Source organism: Acinetobacter sp. Q85-2, assembly GCF_013420555.1.
In the GTDB taxonomy this organism is placed as follows: Bacteria; Pseudomonadota; Gammaproteobacteria; order Pseudomonadales; family Moraxellaceae; genus Acinetobacter; species Acinetobacter indicus.
The window spans coordinates 33,361-49,376 of record NZ_VOXW01000006.1 but is presented as its reverse complement, the minus strand read 5'-3'; the positions used below and the strand labels follow the sequence as shown (position 1 = coordinate 49,376).

The window sequence follows — 16,016 nt, the reverse complement described above, 5'->3', positions numbered from 1 at the left end:
AAGGCTCAAAGAGTACTCGAAATTGACCGATGATGCAACAAGAACGTTAATTACTCAGCAGCTGCTTCAACAACTTCAACTAGAGTCCAAGACTTAGTTTTAGACATTGGGCGGCTTTCTTTAATGGTTACAACATCACCAGCTTTCGCTGTGTTGTTCTCATCATGAGCATGTAATTTTGTTGAACGGCGGATTAATTTGCCATACAACGGGTGTTGAACTTGGCGTTCAATAAGCACAACAATAGACTTGTCCATTTTGTCGCTTACAACTTTGCCAGTTAACGTGCGGACTGTTTTATCACTCATTGTCCGTTCCCCTGTTTTTCGGTAAGGAGGGTCTTAATACGAGCAATAGTTTTACGAGCGACTTGCACTTCGTGCGATTTGCCCAATTGACCAGTTGCTTTCGCCATACGAAGACGGAATTGGTTAAGCTGTTGCTCATCAAGCAAAGCTTTCAACTCTTCTACCGACTTTTCACGTAGATCTTTAGTTTTCATTACATTACCGTCCGAGTCACGATAGTGGTTTTAAACGGAAGTTTAGCAGCAGCAAGCTTGAATGCTTCAGTTGCTAATTCATCGTTCACACCTTCCATTTCGTACAGGATCTTACCTGGTTTGATTTCGCAAACCCAGTATTCCACGTTACCTTTACCGTTACCCATACGAACTTCTAATGGTTTTTCAGTAATTGGTTTGTCCGGGAATACACGGATAAAGATCTTACCACCACGTTTAACACGACGGCTGATTGTACGACGCGCAGCTTCGATCTGACGCGCAGTCATACGACCACGTTCAGTCGCTTTAAGTGCGATAGAACCGAAAGATACAGTGCTACCACGGTGCGCTAGACCAGTGTTACGGCCTTTTTGAACCTTACGGAACTTAGTACGTTTAGGTTGCAACATGGATTATTCTCCTTTTTCAGCAGAACGATCATTGCGACGACCACGACGCTCTTGACCTTCACCACGACCGCGACCGCGTTTAGCTGGACGTTCTTCAGCTGGAGCTGGGTTCATGACTTGTTTCATGCCGCCCAAGATCTCACCACGGAAGATCCAAACTTTAACACCAATCGTACCGTAAGTCGTTTCAGCACGCATAGTCGCGTAGTCGATGTCCGCACGAAGTGTATGTAGAGGTACACGACCTTCACGATACCATTCTGTACGAGCGATCTCAGCACCGCCTAAACGGCCAGAAACTTCAACTTTGATACCTTTAGCACCAGCACGCATAGTGTTTTGAACCGCACGCTTCATAGCACGACGGAACATTACACGCTTTTCTAATTGAGAAGCGATTGCTTCAGCAACCAGACGTGCGTCTAAGTCTGGACGATCGATTTCGTTGATGCTTACTTGCGCTGGAACACCCATAATGTTGGTAAGTTCGCGCTGTAATTTCTCAATGTCTTCGCCTTTTTTACCGATAACGATACCAGGACGAGCAGTGCTAATAGTTACTTTAGCAGCGCCTGTCGGACGTTCGATAAGAATATTGCTTACCATTGCGTTCTTAAGTTTTTTAGTTAAAAACTCACGAACTTGAAGGTCTTTAAGCAAGTATTCAGCGTATTGTTTCGGATTCGCATACCAGTTAGCGTTATGACGTTTCACAACACCTAGGCGGATACCGATTGGATGAACCTTCTGACCCATATCAAACCCCTACCTTAACGGTGATGTGACAAGTACGCTTAGTAATACGATCTGCACGGCCTTTAGCACGTGGCATAATACGTTTCAGGCTCATGCCTTCATCAACGTAGATCGTAGAAACTTTAAGGTCGTCTACATCTAAACTGTTATTGTGTTCAGCATTTGCAATTGCAGATTCCAACGCTTTTTTAACCAGTACAGCAGCTTTTTTGTTGCTGAAGTTCAGGATGTTAAGCGCATGCGCAACAGATTTGCCGCGAATAAGGTCTGCAACCAAACGTGCCTTTTGTGCCGAGATAGCGGCACCGCGTAATTTAGCAGTTACTTCCATCATAGCACCTATTAACGTTTAGACTTCTTGTCAACACCGTGACCACGATAGGTACGAGTTGGCGCGAATTCACCTAGTTTATGGCCAACCATGTGTTCAGTAACGATTACTGGAACGTGGTTACGACCATTGTGTACAGAAATTGTTAGACCAACAAAATCCGGAAGAATCATCGAACGACGCGACCAAGTTTTGATCGGCTTACGAGAGTTGCTCGCAACAGCCGCTTCAACCTTAGCGAACAAGTGCGCATCGACGAATGGGCCTTTTTTCAATGAACGAGGCATTAGTCAGATTCCTTTACTTGTTACTTAACGCGACGGTCGCGAATAATCATCTTAGTCGTACGCTTGTTGGTACGTGTCTTGTACCCTTTAGCTTTTTGACCCCATGGGCTTACAGGTTGAATACCTTTGTTACGCCCTTCACCACCACCGTGTGGGTGGTCAACCGGGTTCATCGCCATACCACGTACGGTAGGACGAACGCCACGCCAGCGTGAAGCACCTGCTTTACCAAGTGAACGCAAGTTGCTTTCTGAGTTAGAAACTTCACCCAATACAGCACGACATTCAACGTGTACTTTACGCATTTCACCAGAACGTAAACGAACGATAGCGTAAGAACCGTCACGACCCAACAACTGAACTGAAGTACCAGCTGAACGAGCTAACTGCGCGCCTTTACCGATTTTAAGTTCGATGTTATGAAGTGTAGAACCGATAGGCATGTTGCGAAGTGGCAAGCAGTTACCTGGACGAATTGGAGCATCGTTACCAGACTGTACTTTATCACCAGCACGTAAGCCTTTAGGCGCAATAATATAACGACGCTCACCGTCAGCATACTTCAGCAGTGCGATGTGTGCAGTACGGTTAGGATCGTATTCAATACGCTCAACTACAGCAGGAATGCCGTCTTTGTTACGTTTGAAGTCAACGATACGGTAGTGCTGTTTGTGGCCACCACCAACGTGACGAGTCGTAATGTGACCGTTGTTGTTACGACCACCAGTACGTTTTTTAGCTTCTACCAACGGAGCATATGGCGCGCCTTTGTGAAGGTGATCATGAACCACTTTCTCTACAAAGCGACGTCCTGGAGACGTTGGCTTACATTTTTGAATAGGCATAATTTTCGTCCTTATTCCGCTGCGGTTTCAGCGGTATCGCCCAAGTCAGCCATTTCAACATCTTGGCCAGCTTTCAGGGTGACGTATGCTTTTTTAACATCAGAACGACGTCCGATAGTTTTACCAAAGCGTTTAGTCTTACCTTTAGTGATAGTCGTGTTAACTTTAACAACTTCTACACCAAATAATTGTTCCACTGCTTTTTTGATTTCAAGCTTGTTTGCATTTAATGCAACCTTGAACACTTGAACACCAGCAGTTTCACCTAAAACTTGTGCTTTTTCTGAGAATACAGGTCCTTGTAGGACTTGATATAAACGTTCGTTGTTCATCCGAGTTCTACCTCAATTTTCTTAGCAGCAGCAACAGACATTACAACTTTATCGAACGCGATCAAGCTAACAGGATCGATTGCAGTAGCGTCAACCACATCAACGTGTGGAAGGTTGCGAGCTGCAAGGTATAGATTCTCATCTACAGCTTCAGTAACGATCAATGCGCGAGTTGCATTCAAGTCGTTCAGTTTTGCAAGCAATGCTTTAGTTTTAGGCGCTTCAACAGCAAACTCTTCAACTAATACAAGACGATCTTGGCGAACAAGTTCAGCTAAGATACATTGCATTGCACCGCGGTACATCTTACGGTTCACTTTTTGAGACCAGTCTTGTGGACGAGCAGCAAAAGTTTTACCACCGCCAACCCAGATTGGGCTACGAATAGAACCAGCACGAGCGCGGCCAGTACCTTTTTGACGGAATGGTTTTTTACCACCGCCAGAAACGTCTGCACGTGACTTCTGAGCTTTAGAACCTTGACGACCACCAGCTAAGTAAGCTGTAACAACTTGGTGTACAAGCGCTTCGTTAAATTCACGGCCGAAAGCTACTTCAGACAATTCAACAGCAGAGCCGGAAACAGTTTTTAAATTCACGTTATTTCCCCTCAGGCCTTGATCGTAGGACGAACAGTTACGTCGCCACCAGTAGCACCAGGAACCGCGCCTTTAACAACTAGAACTGAACGCTCTGTGTCGATTGCAACGATTTCAAGACCCTGTGTAGTTACGCGTTCAGCACCTAAATGGCCAGCCATTTTTTTGCCTTTGAATACGCGACCAGGAGTCTGGTTTTGACCTGTAGAACCTAGAACACGGTGAGAAACAGAGTTACCGTGAGTAGCGTCTTGAGTACGGAAGTTCCAACGCTTAACACCACCTTGGAAACCTTTACCTTTAGATGTGCCAGTTACGTCAACGATTTGACCAACTGTGAACAAATCTACAGTAAGCGTACCACCAACTTCACGACCTTCAAGCTCAGCTTCTGTAACGCGGAATTCTTGAACCAGACGACCAGCAGCAACACCCGCTTTCGCAAAGTGACCTTTCTGAGCGTTAGTTACGCGAGATTCGCGACGTTCACCAGTAGTGATTTGAATCGCTTGATAACCATCAGTTTCAAGCGTTTTGATTTGTGTGATGCGGTTAGGATCAACCTCAATCACTGTAACAGGTACAGAAACACCAGCATCTGTAAAGATACGGGTCATACCGCACTTGCGACCGACTAAACCAATAGCCATGTGCATAAACCTCTAAAAAAGCGGCTTAATTAACTTAGAGCGTTAATTAACCGAAAGCCTTAACCCAATGCGATCTGAACATCAACACCAGCTGCAAGATCTAATTTCATCAATGCATCTACAGTTTTATCTGTAGGTTGAACGATATCGATCAAACGTTTGTAAGTGCGGATCTCATATTGGTCACGCGCATCTTTGTAAACGTGCGGTGATGTAAGAACGTTGAAGCGTTCGATGCGAGTAGGCATCGGGATTGGACCACACACTTGTGCGCCAGTACGCTTAGCGGTTTCTACGATCTCTTGAGCAGATTGATCAATTAAACGGTGATCAAAAGACTTAAGACGGATACGAATTCTCTGGTTAGACATACCAGTTAACTCCAAGCCAAAATATATAAAGAATCACTCTTGACGCATCTCACCCCACTAATAAAGGCAAGTGTCAAGAGCAGTGAAATATCACTAAGGTCGTGATCGATGCCACGACTGTAACGATAGTTAACCACTTTCTTCGCGGTTAACCCCCTTAATATCAAAGGGTCGCCCATTATAACGATTGTTTAATGCATAAGCAAATCCTTTTGTGGCTTTTTACATCATTTTTCAAATATTTCGACAAATCAATTGTTTAATAATTATACAGACCGCCGCTGCGCTGCAGTTTGCTGTAACACATAATCTATCGCCTGATTTAATATCTGATTTCCTTGAATAAATTTATTTTTATTGGCGCGCTGCAGCTGCTCTACCGATTGCACATAAGGTCCCTGAAACAGGGCCAGCTCTTCTTCATCTTCCAGGAATAATTGCAGGCTTTCTGGCGTGGTTTCCGGGTGAAACTGAAAGCCCAGTACATTTTTGCCAATCTGATACATCTGATTGCGACAGGCATCATTTTCGGCCAGATGCACAGCCCCTTTGGGAATCTCGAAGCTTTCACTGTGCCACTGCATGACATTAAACTGCTCCGGCAACTGAAAATAGTCTGGTGGCACATGACTAACCTTGCGTACCTCGTGCCAGCCCAGCTCCTGTACAGGATTGCGACTGACGGCCGCGCCCAGCGCATTGGCGATCAGTTGCCCACCCAGACACAGACCAATGGCCGGTTTTCCCATGGCCAAATAACGCCTGAGCCAGCGTTTTTCCATTTTTAACCAGGGGAAATTGGCTTCATCATTAACGCTCATGGTGCCGCCCATGACAATTAACAAATCGACCTCCTCGATCTGCGGCAGCGCTTCAATATCCAGTGCTGAATCAACCGGCAAGGCAAAAAATTCTGTGGCACTGATCTCTGCATTTAACCGTTTTAAATGCGTATAACAACTTCCAAATCCTTCACCAGCAATATGCTGAAAATAATGTACTTTTAAATGCGACGCCATGCGCTGAAACCTGTTGTTGTAGCTATGCTTTTAGGTTTTGCAAAAATGAAGCCAACTTTAGCGCCGAGTGTTCAAAGTCAAATAAATACAGCCAGATATGGCACAACTGATCCTTTTCTCTTAAGCTAAATTCAATTGATTGTCCTGATTTGAGCGAAGTCGTGAAAAAAAATCCGCAAACCGAACTGATTCATGCACCACGAAAAGCCCCTCAACTGATTTCTACGGTTCAACCTCCCCTCTATCGTGCATCGACGATTATTTTTAACAACACCGATGCACTGTTTAATCGCCACTGGACCGATGCCTATGACTATAGTTATGGCACGCATGGCACGCCGACGACCTTTACGTTAGGTGATCACATCGCGCAGATCGAAGGCGGTCTGTATCACCTGCTGGCGCCGAGCGGCCTCTCTGCGATTAATCTGGTCAATTCCTGCTTGTTAAGTCAGGGCGATGAAGTCTGGGTTCCGGACAATATTTATGGTCCGAATATGGAGCATCTGCGTAATCTGCAGCAGCGTTATGGCATTGCCGTCAAGGTCTATAACCCGTTGGAGGTAGAAAGCTTTAACCCAAGTGATAAAGCCAAACTGTTATGGCTGGAAGCGGCTGGTTCGGTGACACTGGAGTTTCCGGACTTAAGCGGTCTGGTGAAAAAAGCCCAAGCTCATAGCATTCTGACTGCGCTGGACAATACCTGGGGCGCAGGACTGGCCTTTAATGCCTTTGATTTTGGCGAGGACCACTTAAGCGTAGATCTGACCGTACATGCGCTGACCAAATATCCAAGCGGGGGTGGCGATATTTTAATGGGCTCGGTGGTGACGCGTGACCAGAAGCTCCATCATCAATTATTCCGGATGCATGCCATTCAGGGGATTTGTGTCAGCGGAGATGATACGGCGCAAATCCAGCGCAGTCTGGCCTCCATGCAGCTGCGTTACCAGCAACAGTCACAATCAGCACTGACCTTGCTGAACTGGCTAAAACAGCAAAAAGAGCTGGTTCAGGTCCTGCATCCGGCTGATCCGGACAGTGCCGGTCATGCATATTGGAAGGACATCTGCAAAGACGGTCACAGCGCCGGACTGGTTAGTGTGATTTTTGATGCGCAATACAATTTAAACGATATTCGGGCATTCTGTGATGCATTAACCCTGTTCAAGCTGGGCTTTAGCTGGGGCGGGCCGGTCAGTCTGGTCATGCTGTATAACCTTAAAGAGATGCGTGTGCTTGAGCATAAACACCTAAAACAAGGTTTGCTGGTGCGTTTCTGTATAGGACTGGAACATCCAGATGATTTAATTCAAGATATAGCGCAAGCACTACAACATTTAAAGCAGCATAAAAACGAATAACAACCAGGATCAGTACAGTATGGGTACACCAATTACCATTGCCAAAAAAACCCGTGATACCACACAAGCGATAGTCTTACATTCCCAGTTTGCCAACCGGCATGGCCTGATTGCCGGTGCAACCGGTACCGGTAAAACCGTGACTTTAAAAGTCCTGGCAGAAAGTTTTTCCCGCATTGGTGTCCCAGTCTTTCTGGCCGATGCCAAAGGCGATGTTTCCAGTCTGGCGCAGGCTGGTTCCAGCAATCCCAAATTTGATGAACGGATTAAAAGCCTGGGTATTGACAGTATTCCCTTTGCTGCCGCGCCGGTGGTGTTCTGGGATTTATTTGGTGAACAGGGCCATCCAATTCGCACCACCATTTCTGAAATTGGCCCATTATTATTGGCGCAAATGCTGAACTTGAATGACACGCAAGAAGGTGTACTGTCGGCAGTGTTTCGGATTGCCGATGATCAGGGCCTCCTGCTGATTGACTTTAAAGACCTGAAAGCCATGCTCAGCTATGTCAGCGAACATGCGGCAGAGTTAAAGGCCGACTATGGCAATTTATCTCCAGCCAGTCTGGGCGCGATTCAGCGCAATTTACTGGCACTGGCCGATCAGGGCGGTGATCTGTTTTTTGGCGAGCCCAGCCTGAATATTCTGGATTTCATGCAGACCGATGCCCAGGGACACGGCAACATCAACCTGCTGGCTGCAGACAAGTTGATGCACACCCCGAAACTGTATGCGACCTTTTTATTGTGGATGCTATCAGAGCTGTTTGAACAGTTGCCGGAAGTTGGTGATATGGACAAACCCAAGCTGGTGTTCTTCTTTGATGAAGCGCATTTACTGTTTGACAATGCCAGCCCGGCCCTGCAGGAGAAAATTGAGCAGGTAGTCCGCCTGATTCGCTCCAAAGGCGTCGGAATTTATTTTGTCACCCAGAATCCGCTGGATTTGCCTGAAAGTGTACTGGGACAGCTCGGCAACCGGGTGCAACACGCCTTGCGCGCCTTTACCCCGAAAGATCAGAAAGCGGTCAAAACCGCTGCCGAGACCTTCCGTGCCAATCCGGAGTTTCAGGTAGAACAGGCCATTACCGAACTGGCGGTCGGTGAAGCCCTAATTAGCTGTCTGGATGAACAAGGCACGCCGCAGATTGTAGAGCGCGGCTGGGTGATGCCGCCCTACTCCTCGTTTAGCCCGATTAGCCCTGAACAGCGCAAGGCACTGATGAGCCAGAGTATTGTCGCCGGTGTATATGAGCAGAGTCTGGACCGGGACAGTGCCTATGAAATGCTGCAACAGAAAGTAGCGGAACGTCAGCAACAGGCTGAACAGGCCGCGCTCGAACAGCAACGCGCCAAGGAACAGGAAGCCCTAGCCAAGCAGCAAGCTAAAGAGCAGGCTGCTTTAGCCAAACAGCAAGCGCGTGAGCAGGAACGTCTGGCCCGCGAACAGCAAAAAGAAGCTGAACGCACTGCACGGCAGCGTGAAAAGCTGACTCAGGACATTGTCGGTACCTTTGCCAAGAGCGCGGCCCGCACCTTAGGCGGCAGCACCGGACAGAAAATTGTCCGCGGATTATTAGGCTCCCTGTTTGGCCGAAAATAATCAAAAAACCGATAGGAACAGCTTTCATTATGGGATATTTTTATATCCCATAATTTTTTTATGGTTTTTTAAAAACAGTGCTTGCACTGGCGTTTTATAAAATGTATTTTAAATACATCTTATAAATAACCAGCCATGAGAGATCAGCCATGACTCCACAGCAAATTGACCTTGTAAAAGCAACTGTTCCTGTTCTACGTGAAAATGGTGTGGCCCTGACCAGCTATTTCTATAACCGCATGTTGGGGAATAATCCGGACCTTAAAGAAACCTTTAACCTGGGTCATCAACGCAGTGGTGCGCAGGCGCAGGCACTGGCAGGTGCGGTACTGGCCTATGCAGAAAATATTGAAGATCCATCGGTACTGGCGCCAGTAATTGAACTGGTCGCACACAAGCATGTCAGTCTGAACATTCAGGCACCGGACTATAATATTGTCGGTGAAAACCTGCTGCACTCCATCAGCGAAGTGCTGAATATTTCCATGGATGATCCACTGATTGATGCCTGGGCCGCCGCGTATGGCCAGCTTGCAGAAGTATTCATTAATACCGAACGTGCCATTTACGAGCAGCATCAGCAAACTCAAGGCAGCTGGTTAGGCTGGCGTAATTTCAAAATCGCCAAGAAAGTGGTGGAAAGCGACGAAATTACCTCGTTCTACTTTGAACCGGTCGATGGTGGTGCCTTACCAAAATATGAAGCCGGCCAATACATTTCGGTACGTGTCTTTGTCCCTGAACTGGACCTGAAACAGCCGCGTCAATACACACTGTCAACCAGCCCGCAGCAAGACTACTTACGTATTTCGGTAAAACGCGAACCGGGTAATGGTGCCGACAAGATTGCAGGCTGGGTATCTAATGCGCTGCATCAGCTGCCAGAAGGTGCAGAACTTGAAATTTCAGCACCAACCGGAAACTTCTACCTGATCGACAGCAACAAACGTAATGTGTTCATTAGTGGCGGTGTTGGCTTAACCCCAATGATTGCGATGCTGAACCAGCTGGTGACTTTAGATGTGCCACAACCGGTGACCTTCATTCATGCTTGCCGCAGCAAACAGGTACATGCCATGAAACAGCATATTCAGGACATCAAGGCGAAGTATCCACGTATTCATACCTTTACAGCCTATGAATTCCCGAATACCGAAGATGTGTTAGGTCAGGATTATGATGTGGCCGGTCGTCTGGACCTGAGCACCATGGATGCTGCCTTATTACCGGAAAATGCCGATTACTACCTGTGTGGCCCAATGCCATTCATGGCCGAGCAGCAAAAAGCCTTACTGGCACGTGGTATTAAAGCCGAACAGATTCACAGTGAAGCGTTTGGTACGGGTGGTGTACGTCACTAAAACCCCACACGTGTAAAACATAGGAGGGCTAGTCTGCTTATGGTAGACTAGCCTTCTTGTATTTCAACTTTGAAAAATATTTGTGCGATCATGCAATTAAATAAATTCACCGACTATGCATTACGTATTCTGCTGTATATCTCCCCACCGCGAGATCTGCCGTATACGATTGCGGAAATTGCGCAGGATTTGCATGTTTCCCAAAACCATCTGGTTAAAATTGTGCATTTCATGGGCAAACAGGAATGGCTGATTACCACCCGTGGTAAAGGGGGCGGCCTGCGTTTAAATCCGGATGCACGGGACCTGAAGCTGGGCCAGATCGTGCGTATCTTGCAACGTGAAACCCAGATTGTGGAATGTAATACCCCGCCGTGCGTGCTGCGTAGCCGCTGTGGTTTAAAAGGCATTTTAGATCAGGCACTGGAACAGTTTTATCAGAGTCTGGACCAGTACACCCTGTCCGACGTGTTAGATACTCCTGCACCGGCACAGTGGAGCACACAATCGCCAATTCAGCTGATCAATCTCCAAGTCAGCTAACTTTTGCACACGGCTACAGCAAAGTTCGCGTGTCTGCGCGAGTTGATCTATAATACCGCTTTGTAAAAGCAGTGATGAAGTTAAGTTATGCACCATAGCAGAGGAAAATCGAAAAACACTAAGGCCGCTAATGCGCCGAAGCAAAAGATTAGCTATGAGAAAAAGGCCGATCCTGCGATTACCGAATATGCCGTTCGTGCCCTGAACTGGCTACGTAAAGCCGAATTCCTGATGAGTGCGCCAAAGCTGAATCTCTGTGTAGAAGATAGCGGCTATGAGGTGGCCTTTGCCGGACGTTCCAATGCTGGCAAATCCAGTGCGATTAATGCCCTCACCAACCAGAAACAGCTGGCACGTGCCTCGAAAAAACCGGGCCGTACCCAGATGATCAACTTCTTTAGTCTGGGCAATCCAGAGCAGCGTCTGGTCGATTTACCGGGTTATGGTTATGCCGCAGTACCTGAATCAATGAAAATTGTCTGGCAAAAAGAGCTGGAAAACTACCTGATTCATCGCAAGAGCTTACAGGGTCTGGTGTTGCTGATGGATATTCGCCATCCGCTGCAGCATTTTGATGTGATGATGCTGGAATGGGCTTATTCTCGTCATCTGTTTGTGCATGTTTTGCTGACCAAATCCGACAAGCTGAATCGTGGCCCGGCCAATAAAGTCCTGCTGGAAGTAAAACAGCAGCTGAAAAAGATGAAGCTGGATTTCTCGATTCAACTGTTCTCCTCACTCAATCGTCAGGGTCTGGAAGAACTGGCCAGTGTAATGGCCGGTCGTCTGAACTTTACCCTGGAACAATCGCAGCAGTTTGATCTGGCCAGCATTCCGGAAGCCACGGCAGATGAACTGGAAGCAGAAGAGCTACCAGATCCTGAAGCTGTTGAACAGCTGACTGAAACGGCCGCCAAAGAGCCATAAGCTTTGCAACAACTCAAAACTGTCTGACAATAATTTACATCTATTGATATTGGAATGTCCCCTATTGCTAGTTTCAATGGGGGATATTTTTTTCATACTCATGCTGAGCATAATTTGAACCGCATCACATTTTAGAGGTGCAATACAGCATGAAAAAACTCCTCGCACGTTTTCGCCGTGCTGCCCGTGGCTCATCCATTGGCTACTTTATTCAACCGCGTAAAGTCCGCTTTGAATGGCAGGACACCCCCATCGACTGGATTCCGCAGCAGCCTTTTGCCAGTTATTTTATTAACGAAATTAACATGATTCTGCCGGCCGGCGAGTTCTGGTTTTGCCGGCTGTACAACAAGGTTTTGCCGCAGATTCAGGATGAAAAACTAAAACAGGATGTGCAGGCCTTTATCCGCCAGGAAGCCATGCACGCCCAGGCGCATAACTCGGCCAACAAGGATTATTTAAGCGAACGCCAGATTGATATTCAGCGCAATATCAGCCTGATGAACGGACTGTTTAACCAGTTACTGGCCGATCGGCCTTTAGGTCTGCAATTGCCGCAATGGAGCGAACGGCACTGGGATCTGTTCCGTTTAGGCATTGTTGCCACGGTAGAACACATGACCTGCGTGCTGGGTAAATATGCGCTGTATAACCGCGAATGGCAGCGTCAGGGTGCCGACCCGGCCATGCTGGATCTGGTCAAATGGCACGGCGCAGAAGAAATCGAGCATCGCACCGTGGCCTTTGACCTGTATCGGCATTTGGGTGGCAGTTATCTGGCCCGTTATTATCTGAGCCTGCTGGTGATTGCTGGAGTAATTGGTCTCTGGGTCGATGGTGCGGCGCATATTATGCGTCAGGACCCGCGTTATGCATCAATCCGGCCAGCCCTGTATAAACCGTGGATCTGGCGGGAATGGTACCGCACTGCACAGGCCAATAACGGCTTATTGCCCTCACCATTCTGGCTGGTATCACAACAGTTAGGTTATTTAATGCCGTGGTATGACCCGCTGCATGAAGCCAAAACCGAAGATGCGCTGGCCTATCTGCAAGCCTCCCCGGCGGCACAGCGCGCCCAGCTTAAAGTCGCGTAAAGCGTCCACTTGGTGCAGAATTGCAGAGATACAATTGCCCGACACAGGCAGCACTGTGTCAAGCCAGATTTCCGCTAAGATAAAAATCAGACTTGAATGAAAAGGCAGGAACAATGCGCGCATCTTTGAGTGTGATCACGCTGGCTGTGCAGGATTTAGACGCAGCTTTGCGCTTTTATCAGCAAGGTTTGGGCTGGCAGAGTGAAGGGATCGTCGGGCAGGAATTTGAACAAGGCGCGGTGGCGTTTATCACGCTGGATTCAGGCCTGACACTGGCACTGTGGCCGCAGACTGCCTTGGCGCAGGATAGCGGCCTGCCCCTGAGCCGTTTTTGCCCGACCCAAATCAGTCTGGGGCATAATGTGCATAGTCCGCTGGACGTAGATCAGGTGATGCAGCAGGCCGAGCGTGCCGGTGCCACCATTGTCAAACCGGCACAGGCCACCTTTTATGGCGGTTATGCCGGTTATTTTCAGGACCCCGATGGCCATCTTTGGGAAGTGGTCTGGAATCCGTGCTGGGAAGATACTCAGGATTGAGTTGCGATCTCATCGTCGCGGGTATAACGGTCAACCACCACACTAATCATCATATCACCCTGGACATTGACTACGGTACGTACGGTATCCAGCAAACGGTCAATCGGCAGTAAAATGGCAATTGCTTCTGCCGGCAGACCGACCGATTGCAGCACCATAATCATGGTGACCATGCCGGCACTTGGAATTCCCGGCGCGCCCAAGGAGGCAATCATGGCGGTGGCACAGACCACCAACTGCTGGCCCAAGGTCAAATCCAGTCCCATTAAATTGGCAATAAACAGCGCCGCAGCGGCTTCATATAAGGCCGTGCCATCCATATTCAGCTGTGTCCCGAGCGGAATTACAAAGCCAGCTGTTTGCGGACGCACCTTCAGATTTTCCTGGGCGCATTTCATCGAAAGTGGCATGGTGGCCGAACTGGAACTGGTGGCAAATGCAGTAATTAAAGCAGCGCGGGTTCCTTTAAAGAAGGTCACCGGATTCATTTTTCCAAATAGCCATAGCAGTAGCGGCAGTACCACCAGACCATGAAAAATCGTGGTGCCGGTTACCACTACGGCAAACTCAGCCAGACGGCTGAGCACGGTCACATCTTCGGTAGCAATCAGCTTGGCCAATAGCGCAAAAATCCCCAGCGGTGCCAGTTTCATCACCCAGCCGATCATCAGCATCATGATGTCAAAAAACTGATGACTAAGCCGGCGCACAGTCCGGAACTGCTCACCGCCTTTGACCAGCGCCACCCCGACAAATAAGGCAAACACCACCACCGCCAGCACATTGCCCTCGGCAAAGGCCTTAAACGGATTAATCAGGGTGTTTTGAATAAAATTGGTGAAGAAAGACGACGGCGTTAAGGTATCTGGCGTCTGATGCTGGCTCATCGCGTCCTGGAATAAACGCACATCTACACCTTTGCCGACTTCAAACAGATGCGCACAGGCCAGACCTAAAATGAGTGCCAATGTGGTGGTGGTCACACAGCACAGCAAGGTAATTTTCCAGACCCGGCTCAGCTGGCCAGAAGCCTGCAGGTTGGATACCCCGACTACAATCGAACTGAAAATCAGGGGAATCAGCAGCATTTTCAGCAGGCCGATAAAAATACTGCTGGCAATACTCAGGCCATATAAGCTGCCGTCATAAAATGCGCTGCCCGGCAACAGGTTCAACAAAAACCCGAATAGAACCCCTAAAATTGCGGCCACCAGAATTTGTGTATTTAAGCTCATGGGTGCATATATTGTGATGTCATCTTGCTTGGCACTATGCCATGCGAGCTGCACTGAATCGAGCATTATTTTGTCAAAAGCAAATCCAGCTCAGGAAAAAAGCCCGGTGCCAGAAAAACTGGCATAAGATGTGCTTTATCAGTGCATTACCTTGTTTTTAAGACTAAAAGAGTAACCTCATGAAAAAACTCGCCCTTATTCTTGCACTAATTTGTAGCACCTCTCAGGTTTTTGCCCATTCTTCGGGCAACAGCAAGGCACAAGGCTGCCATAAACATGCACCAAGTGATCTGCCGCATTGCCATTGAAGGTGGGATAAAAAAGCCGAATCAGTTGATTCGGCTTTTTTATTGATATTGGTTTACTGAGTTTCAATTTCGCGTAGGCGAATTAAACCTTCCTGGGTGGTGCTACAGACCAGCTCACCGTTTTGCCACATACGGCCAAAGTTCAGGCCACGCGAACTGTTGCTGATGGTGGCTTCCATGTCATACAGCATCCAGTCATCGACCCGGAATGGCTTATGGAAATACATGGCATGGTCAATACTGGCACATTGCAGACTTGGCGACAGATAACTCAAGCCATGCGGACGTAGCGCGGTGGTCATCAGGGTAAAGTCTGAGTAAAAGGCAGCAATGGCCTGATGCAGGGCAATTTCATCCTGCTCCGCTGCAATCGGACTATGCGTACGGATATAGTGCGCATAAGACGGCGCTTCCGGCTGCGGCTGAAACGGATTGCTTGGATTCACCGGGCGGATTTCCACATGACGGTCACGGGTAAAGCTGGCGCGAACGTTTTCTGGAATAAACTCGACAATGCTCTGTACCAGTTCTGCTTCATTTTTTAACTGTTCCGGTGCCGGATATTCAGGCTCGGAAATCTGGTAATTCAGCCCTTCTTCTGGCGCAGCAAAAGACACCATACACATAAAGATGGTCCGGCCATGCTGGATGGCTCGCACCTGACGACTAACAAAGCTCTTGCCTTCACGAATCCGGTCCACTTCATAAATAATCGGTGCGTTGACATCGCCGCCAAACAGGAAGTAGGCATGTAAGGAATGCGCCGGACGGTCGGTGGTATACGAGGCTGCACGCAGTGCCTGGCCCAGCACCTGTCCACCGAACACGCGCTTACCGACCAGATTGCGGCTGATGCCTCGGTAGATATTTTCTTCAAGTTTTTCCAGGCTAAGCAGTTCAACCAGTTCCTGAGTCAGTGCATTCATGCGGGGAA

Annotated in this window: 22 protein-coding genes; 8 read left to right on the top strand and 14 right to left on the bottom strand. The window is 48.1% G+C overall.

Annotated elements, in window-relative coordinates; genetic code table 11:
* Window positions 1-50: 50 nt before the first annotated feature.
* From rpsQ to FTT68_RS04560, 12 genes are all read right to left on the bottom strand, one after another.
* Entirely contained in the window at window positions 51-308 is a 258-nt protein-coding gene (rpsQ, locus tag FTT68_RS04615) for a 30S ribosomal protein S17 (RefSeq protein ID WP_127799333.1), read from the bottom strand.
* Window positions 305-502: a 50S ribosomal protein L29 gene (gene rpmC / locus FTT68_RS04610; RefSeq protein ID WP_000849928.1), complete on the bottom strand. Its 198-nt coding sequence runs from the start codon at window positions 500-502 to the stop codon at window positions 305-307. The genes rpsQ and rpmC overlap by 4 nt, the downstream gene beginning before the upstream one ends.
* Window positions 502-915 carry a 50S ribosomal protein L16 gene (rplP, locus tag FTT68_RS04605; RefSeq protein WP_005180280.1) on the bottom strand — a complete coding sequence of 138 codons (414 nt, stop codon included), beginning with the start codon at window positions 913-915 and terminating at the stop codon, window positions 502-504. The genes rpmC and rplP overlap by 1 nt, the downstream gene beginning before the upstream one ends.
* 3 nt (window positions 916-918) lie before the next feature.
* Window positions 919-1,671, bottom strand: coding sequence for a 30S ribosomal protein S3 (rpsC, locus tag FTT68_RS04600; protein WP_005180281.1), 753 nt, complete (start codon window positions 1,669-1,671; stop codon window positions 919-921).
* Window position 1,672: 1 nt separating this feature from the next.
* Window positions 1,673-2,002 (bottom strand): 50S ribosomal protein L22, encoded by a 330-nt coding sequence (gene rplV, locus FTT68_RS04595; RefSeq protein ID WP_001982638.1) that lies wholly within the window; start codon window positions 2,000-2,002, stop codon window positions 1,673-1,675.
* 11 nt (window positions 2,003-2,013) lie between these two features.
* A complete protein-coding gene (rpsS, locus tag FTT68_RS04590) occupies window positions 2,014-2,289 on the bottom strand; it encodes a 30S ribosomal protein S19 (RefSeq protein ID WP_001138119.1) in 276 nt (91 codons plus the stop codon).
* Window positions 2,290-2,309: 20 nt separating this feature from the next.
* Complete coding sequence (gene rplB, locus FTT68_RS04585; protein ID WP_005180283.1) at window positions 2,310-3,134, bottom strand: 50S ribosomal protein L2; 825 nt, start codon at window positions 3,132-3,134, stop codon at window positions 2,310-2,312.
* A gap of 11 nt (window positions 3,135-3,145) precedes the next feature.
* Window positions 3,146-3,466: a 50S ribosomal protein L23 gene (gene rplW, locus FTT68_RS04580; RefSeq protein ID WP_005180285.1), complete on the bottom strand. Its 321-nt coding sequence runs from the start codon at window positions 3,464-3,466 to the stop codon at window positions 3,146-3,148.
* The gene (gene rplD, locus FTT68_RS04575) at window positions 3,463-4,065 is read right to left on the bottom strand and encodes a 50S ribosomal protein L4 (protein ID WP_005180287.1); all 603 of its coding nucleotides are present in this window, start codon (window positions 4,063-4,065) and stop codon (window positions 3,463-3,465) included. Before rplD ends, rplW begins: the two co-directional genes overlap by 4 nt.
* 11 nt (window positions 4,066-4,076) lie before the next feature.
* A complete protein-coding gene (rplC, locus tag FTT68_RS04570) occupies window positions 4,077-4,715 on the bottom strand; it encodes a 50S ribosomal protein L3 (RefSeq protein ID WP_005180289.1) in 639 nt (212 codons plus the stop codon).
* Window positions 4,716-4,774: 59 nt separating this feature from the next.
* A complete protein-coding gene (gene rpsJ / locus FTT68_RS04565) occupies window positions 4,775-5,086 on the bottom strand; it encodes a 30S ribosomal protein S10 (protein ID WP_005180291.1) in 312 nt (103 codons plus the stop codon).
* A gap of 266 nt (window positions 5,087-5,352) precedes the next feature.
* Window positions 5,353-6,105 carry a type 1 glutamine amidotransferase gene (locus tag FTT68_RS04560; protein ID WP_180057083.1) on the bottom strand — a complete coding sequence of 251 codons (753 nt, stop codon included), beginning with the start codon at window positions 6,103-6,105 and terminating at the stop codon, window positions 5,353-5,355.
* A 161-nt stretch (window positions 6,106-6,266) separates the two neighbouring features.
* On the opposite strand from FTT68_RS04560, the gene FTT68_RS04555 reads away from it, so the two are divergent.
* From FTT68_RS04555 to FTT68_RS04525, 7 genes are all read left to right on the top strand, one after another.
* The gene (locus FTT68_RS04555; protein ID WP_104489101.1) at window positions 6,267-7,469 is read left to right on the top strand and encodes a PLP-dependent transferase; all 1,203 of its coding nucleotides are present in this window, start codon (window positions 6,267-6,269) and stop codon (window positions 7,467-7,469) included.
* 19 nt (window positions 7,470-7,488) lie between these two features.
* Entirely contained in the window at window positions 7,489-9,072 is a 1,584-nt protein-coding gene (locus FTT68_RS04550) for a helicase HerA-like domain-containing protein (protein ID WP_180175228.1), read from the top strand.
* 149 nt (window positions 9,073-9,221) lie between these two features.
* Complete coding sequence (hmpA, locus tag FTT68_RS04545; protein ID WP_005180299.1) at window positions 9,222-10,433, top strand: NO-inducible flavohemoprotein; 1,212 nt, start codon at window positions 9,222-9,224, stop codon at window positions 10,431-10,433.
* Between the two features lie 90 nt (window positions 10,434-10,523).
* Window positions 10,524-10,976: an Rrf2 family transcriptional regulator gene (locus tag FTT68_RS04540; RefSeq protein ID WP_016658529.1), complete on the top strand. Its 453-nt coding sequence runs from the start codon at window positions 10,524-10,526 to the stop codon at window positions 10,974-10,976.
* Window positions 10,977-11,063: 87 nt separating this feature from the next.
* Complete coding sequence (gene yihA / locus FTT68_RS04535; protein ID WP_075167396.1) at window positions 11,064-11,903, top strand: ribosome biogenesis GTP-binding protein YihA/YsxC; 840 nt, start codon at window positions 11,064-11,066, stop codon at window positions 11,901-11,903.
* A gap of 149 nt (window positions 11,904-12,052) precedes the next feature.
* Entirely contained in the window at window positions 12,053-13,000 is a 948-nt protein-coding gene (locus tag FTT68_RS04530; protein ID WP_127801050.1) for a metal-dependent hydrolase, read from the top strand.
* A 113-nt stretch (window positions 13,001-13,113) separates the two neighbouring features.
* Window positions 13,114-13,539, top strand: coding sequence for a VOC family protein (locus tag FTT68_RS04525; RefSeq protein ID WP_127801051.1), 426 nt, complete (start codon window positions 13,114-13,116; stop codon window positions 13,537-13,539).
* Here FTT68_RS04525 and FTT68_RS04520 read toward each other — a convergent pair.
* A complete protein-coding gene (locus FTT68_RS04520) occupies window positions 13,530-14,774 on the bottom strand; it encodes a dicarboxylate/amino acid:cation symporter (RefSeq protein WP_034597932.1) in 1,245 nt (414 codons plus the stop codon). The two genes, FTT68_RS04525 and FTT68_RS04520, sit on opposite strands and share 10 nt — an antisense overlap.
* Before the next feature lie 179 nt (window positions 14,775-14,953).
* Between FTT68_RS04520 and FTT68_RS14055 the strand changes: the two genes are divergently transcribed.
* Window positions 14,954-15,082 (top strand): YHYH domain-containing protein, encoded by a 129-nt coding sequence (locus tag FTT68_RS14055; protein WP_194088134.1) that lies wholly within the window; start codon window positions 14,954-14,956, stop codon window positions 15,080-15,082.
* A gap of 53 nt (window positions 15,083-15,135) precedes the next feature.
* Here FTT68_RS14055 and FTT68_RS04515 read toward each other — a convergent pair whose 3' ends face one another.
* Window positions 15,136-16,008, bottom strand: coding sequence for an acyl-CoA thioesterase II (locus FTT68_RS04515; protein ID WP_075167392.1), 873 nt, complete (start codon window positions 16,006-16,008; stop codon window positions 15,136-15,138).
* Window positions 16,009-16,016 lie beyond the last annotated feature (8 nt).

Coding starts and splice junctions, on each gene's coding strand:
- rpsQ (WP_127799333.1), bottom strand. CDS start 308: ATGAGTGATAAAACAGTCCGCACGTTAACTGGCAAAGTTGTAAGCGAC.
- rpmC (WP_000849928.1), bottom strand. CDS start 502: ATGAAAACTAAAGATCTACGTGAAAAGTCGGTAGAAGAGTTGAAAGCT.
- rplP (WP_005180280.1), bottom strand. CDS start 915: ATGTTGCAACCTAAACGTACTAAGTTCCGTAAGGTTCAAAAAGGCCGT.
- rpsC (WP_005180281.1), bottom strand. CDS start 1,671: ATGGGTCAGAAGGTTCATCCAATCGGTATCCGCCTAGGTGTTGTGAAA.
- rplV (WP_001982638.1), bottom strand. CDS start 2,002: ATGGAAGTAACTGCTAAATTACGCGGTGCCGCTATCTCGGCACAAAAG.
- rpsS (WP_001138119.1), bottom strand. CDS start 2,289: ATGCCTCGTTCATTGAAAAAAGGCCCATTCGTCGATGCGCACTTGTTC.
- rplB (WP_005180283.1), bottom strand. CDS start 3,134: ATGCCTATTCAAAAATGTAAGCCAACGTCTCCAGGACGTCGCTTTGTA.
- rplW (WP_005180285.1), bottom strand. CDS start 3,466: ATGAACAACGAACGTTTATATCAAGTCCTACAAGGACCTGTATTCTCA.
- rplC (WP_005180289.1), bottom strand. CDS start 4,715: ATGGCTATTGGTTTAGTCGGTCGCAAGTGCGGTATGACCCGTATCTTT.
- rpsJ (WP_005180291.1), bottom strand. CDS start 5,086: ATGTCTAACCAGAGAATTCGTATCCGTCTTAAGTCTTTTGATCACCGT.
- FTT68_RS04560 (WP_180057083.1), bottom strand. CDS start 6,105: ATGGCGTCGCATTTAAAAGTACATTATTTTCAGCATATTGCTGGTGAA.
- FTT68_RS04550 (WP_180175228.1), top strand. CDS start 7,489: ATGGGTACACCAATTACCATTGCCAAAAAAACCCGTGATACCACACAA.
- hmpA (WP_005180299.1), top strand. CDS start 9,222: ATGACTCCACAGCAAATTGACCTTGTAAAAGCAACTGTTCCTGTTCTA.
- FTT68_RS04540 (WP_016658529.1), top strand. CDS start 10,524: ATGCAATTAAATAAATTCACCGACTATGCATTACGTATTCTGCTGTAT.
- yihA (WP_075167396.1), top strand. CDS start 11,064: ATGCACCATAGCAGAGGAAAATCGAAAAACACTAAGGCCGCTAATGCG.
- FTT68_RS04530 (WP_127801050.1), top strand. CDS start 12,053: ATGAAAAAACTCCTCGCACGTTTTCGCCGTGCTGCCCGTGGCTCATCC.
- FTT68_RS04525 (WP_127801051.1), top strand. CDS start 13,114: ATGCGCGCATCTTTGAGTGTGATCACGCTGGCTGTGCAGGATTTAGAC.
- FTT68_RS04520 (WP_034597932.1), bottom strand. CDS start 14,774: ATGAGCTTAAATACACAAATTCTGGTGGCCGCAATTTTAGGGGTTCTA.
- FTT68_RS14055 (WP_194088134.1), top strand. CDS start 14,954: ATGAAAAAACTCGCCCTTATTCTTGCACTAATTTGTAGCACCTCTCAG.
- FTT68_RS04515 (WP_075167392.1), bottom strand. CDS start 16,008: ATGAATGCACTGACTCAGGAACTGGTTGAACTGCTTAGCCTGGAAAAA.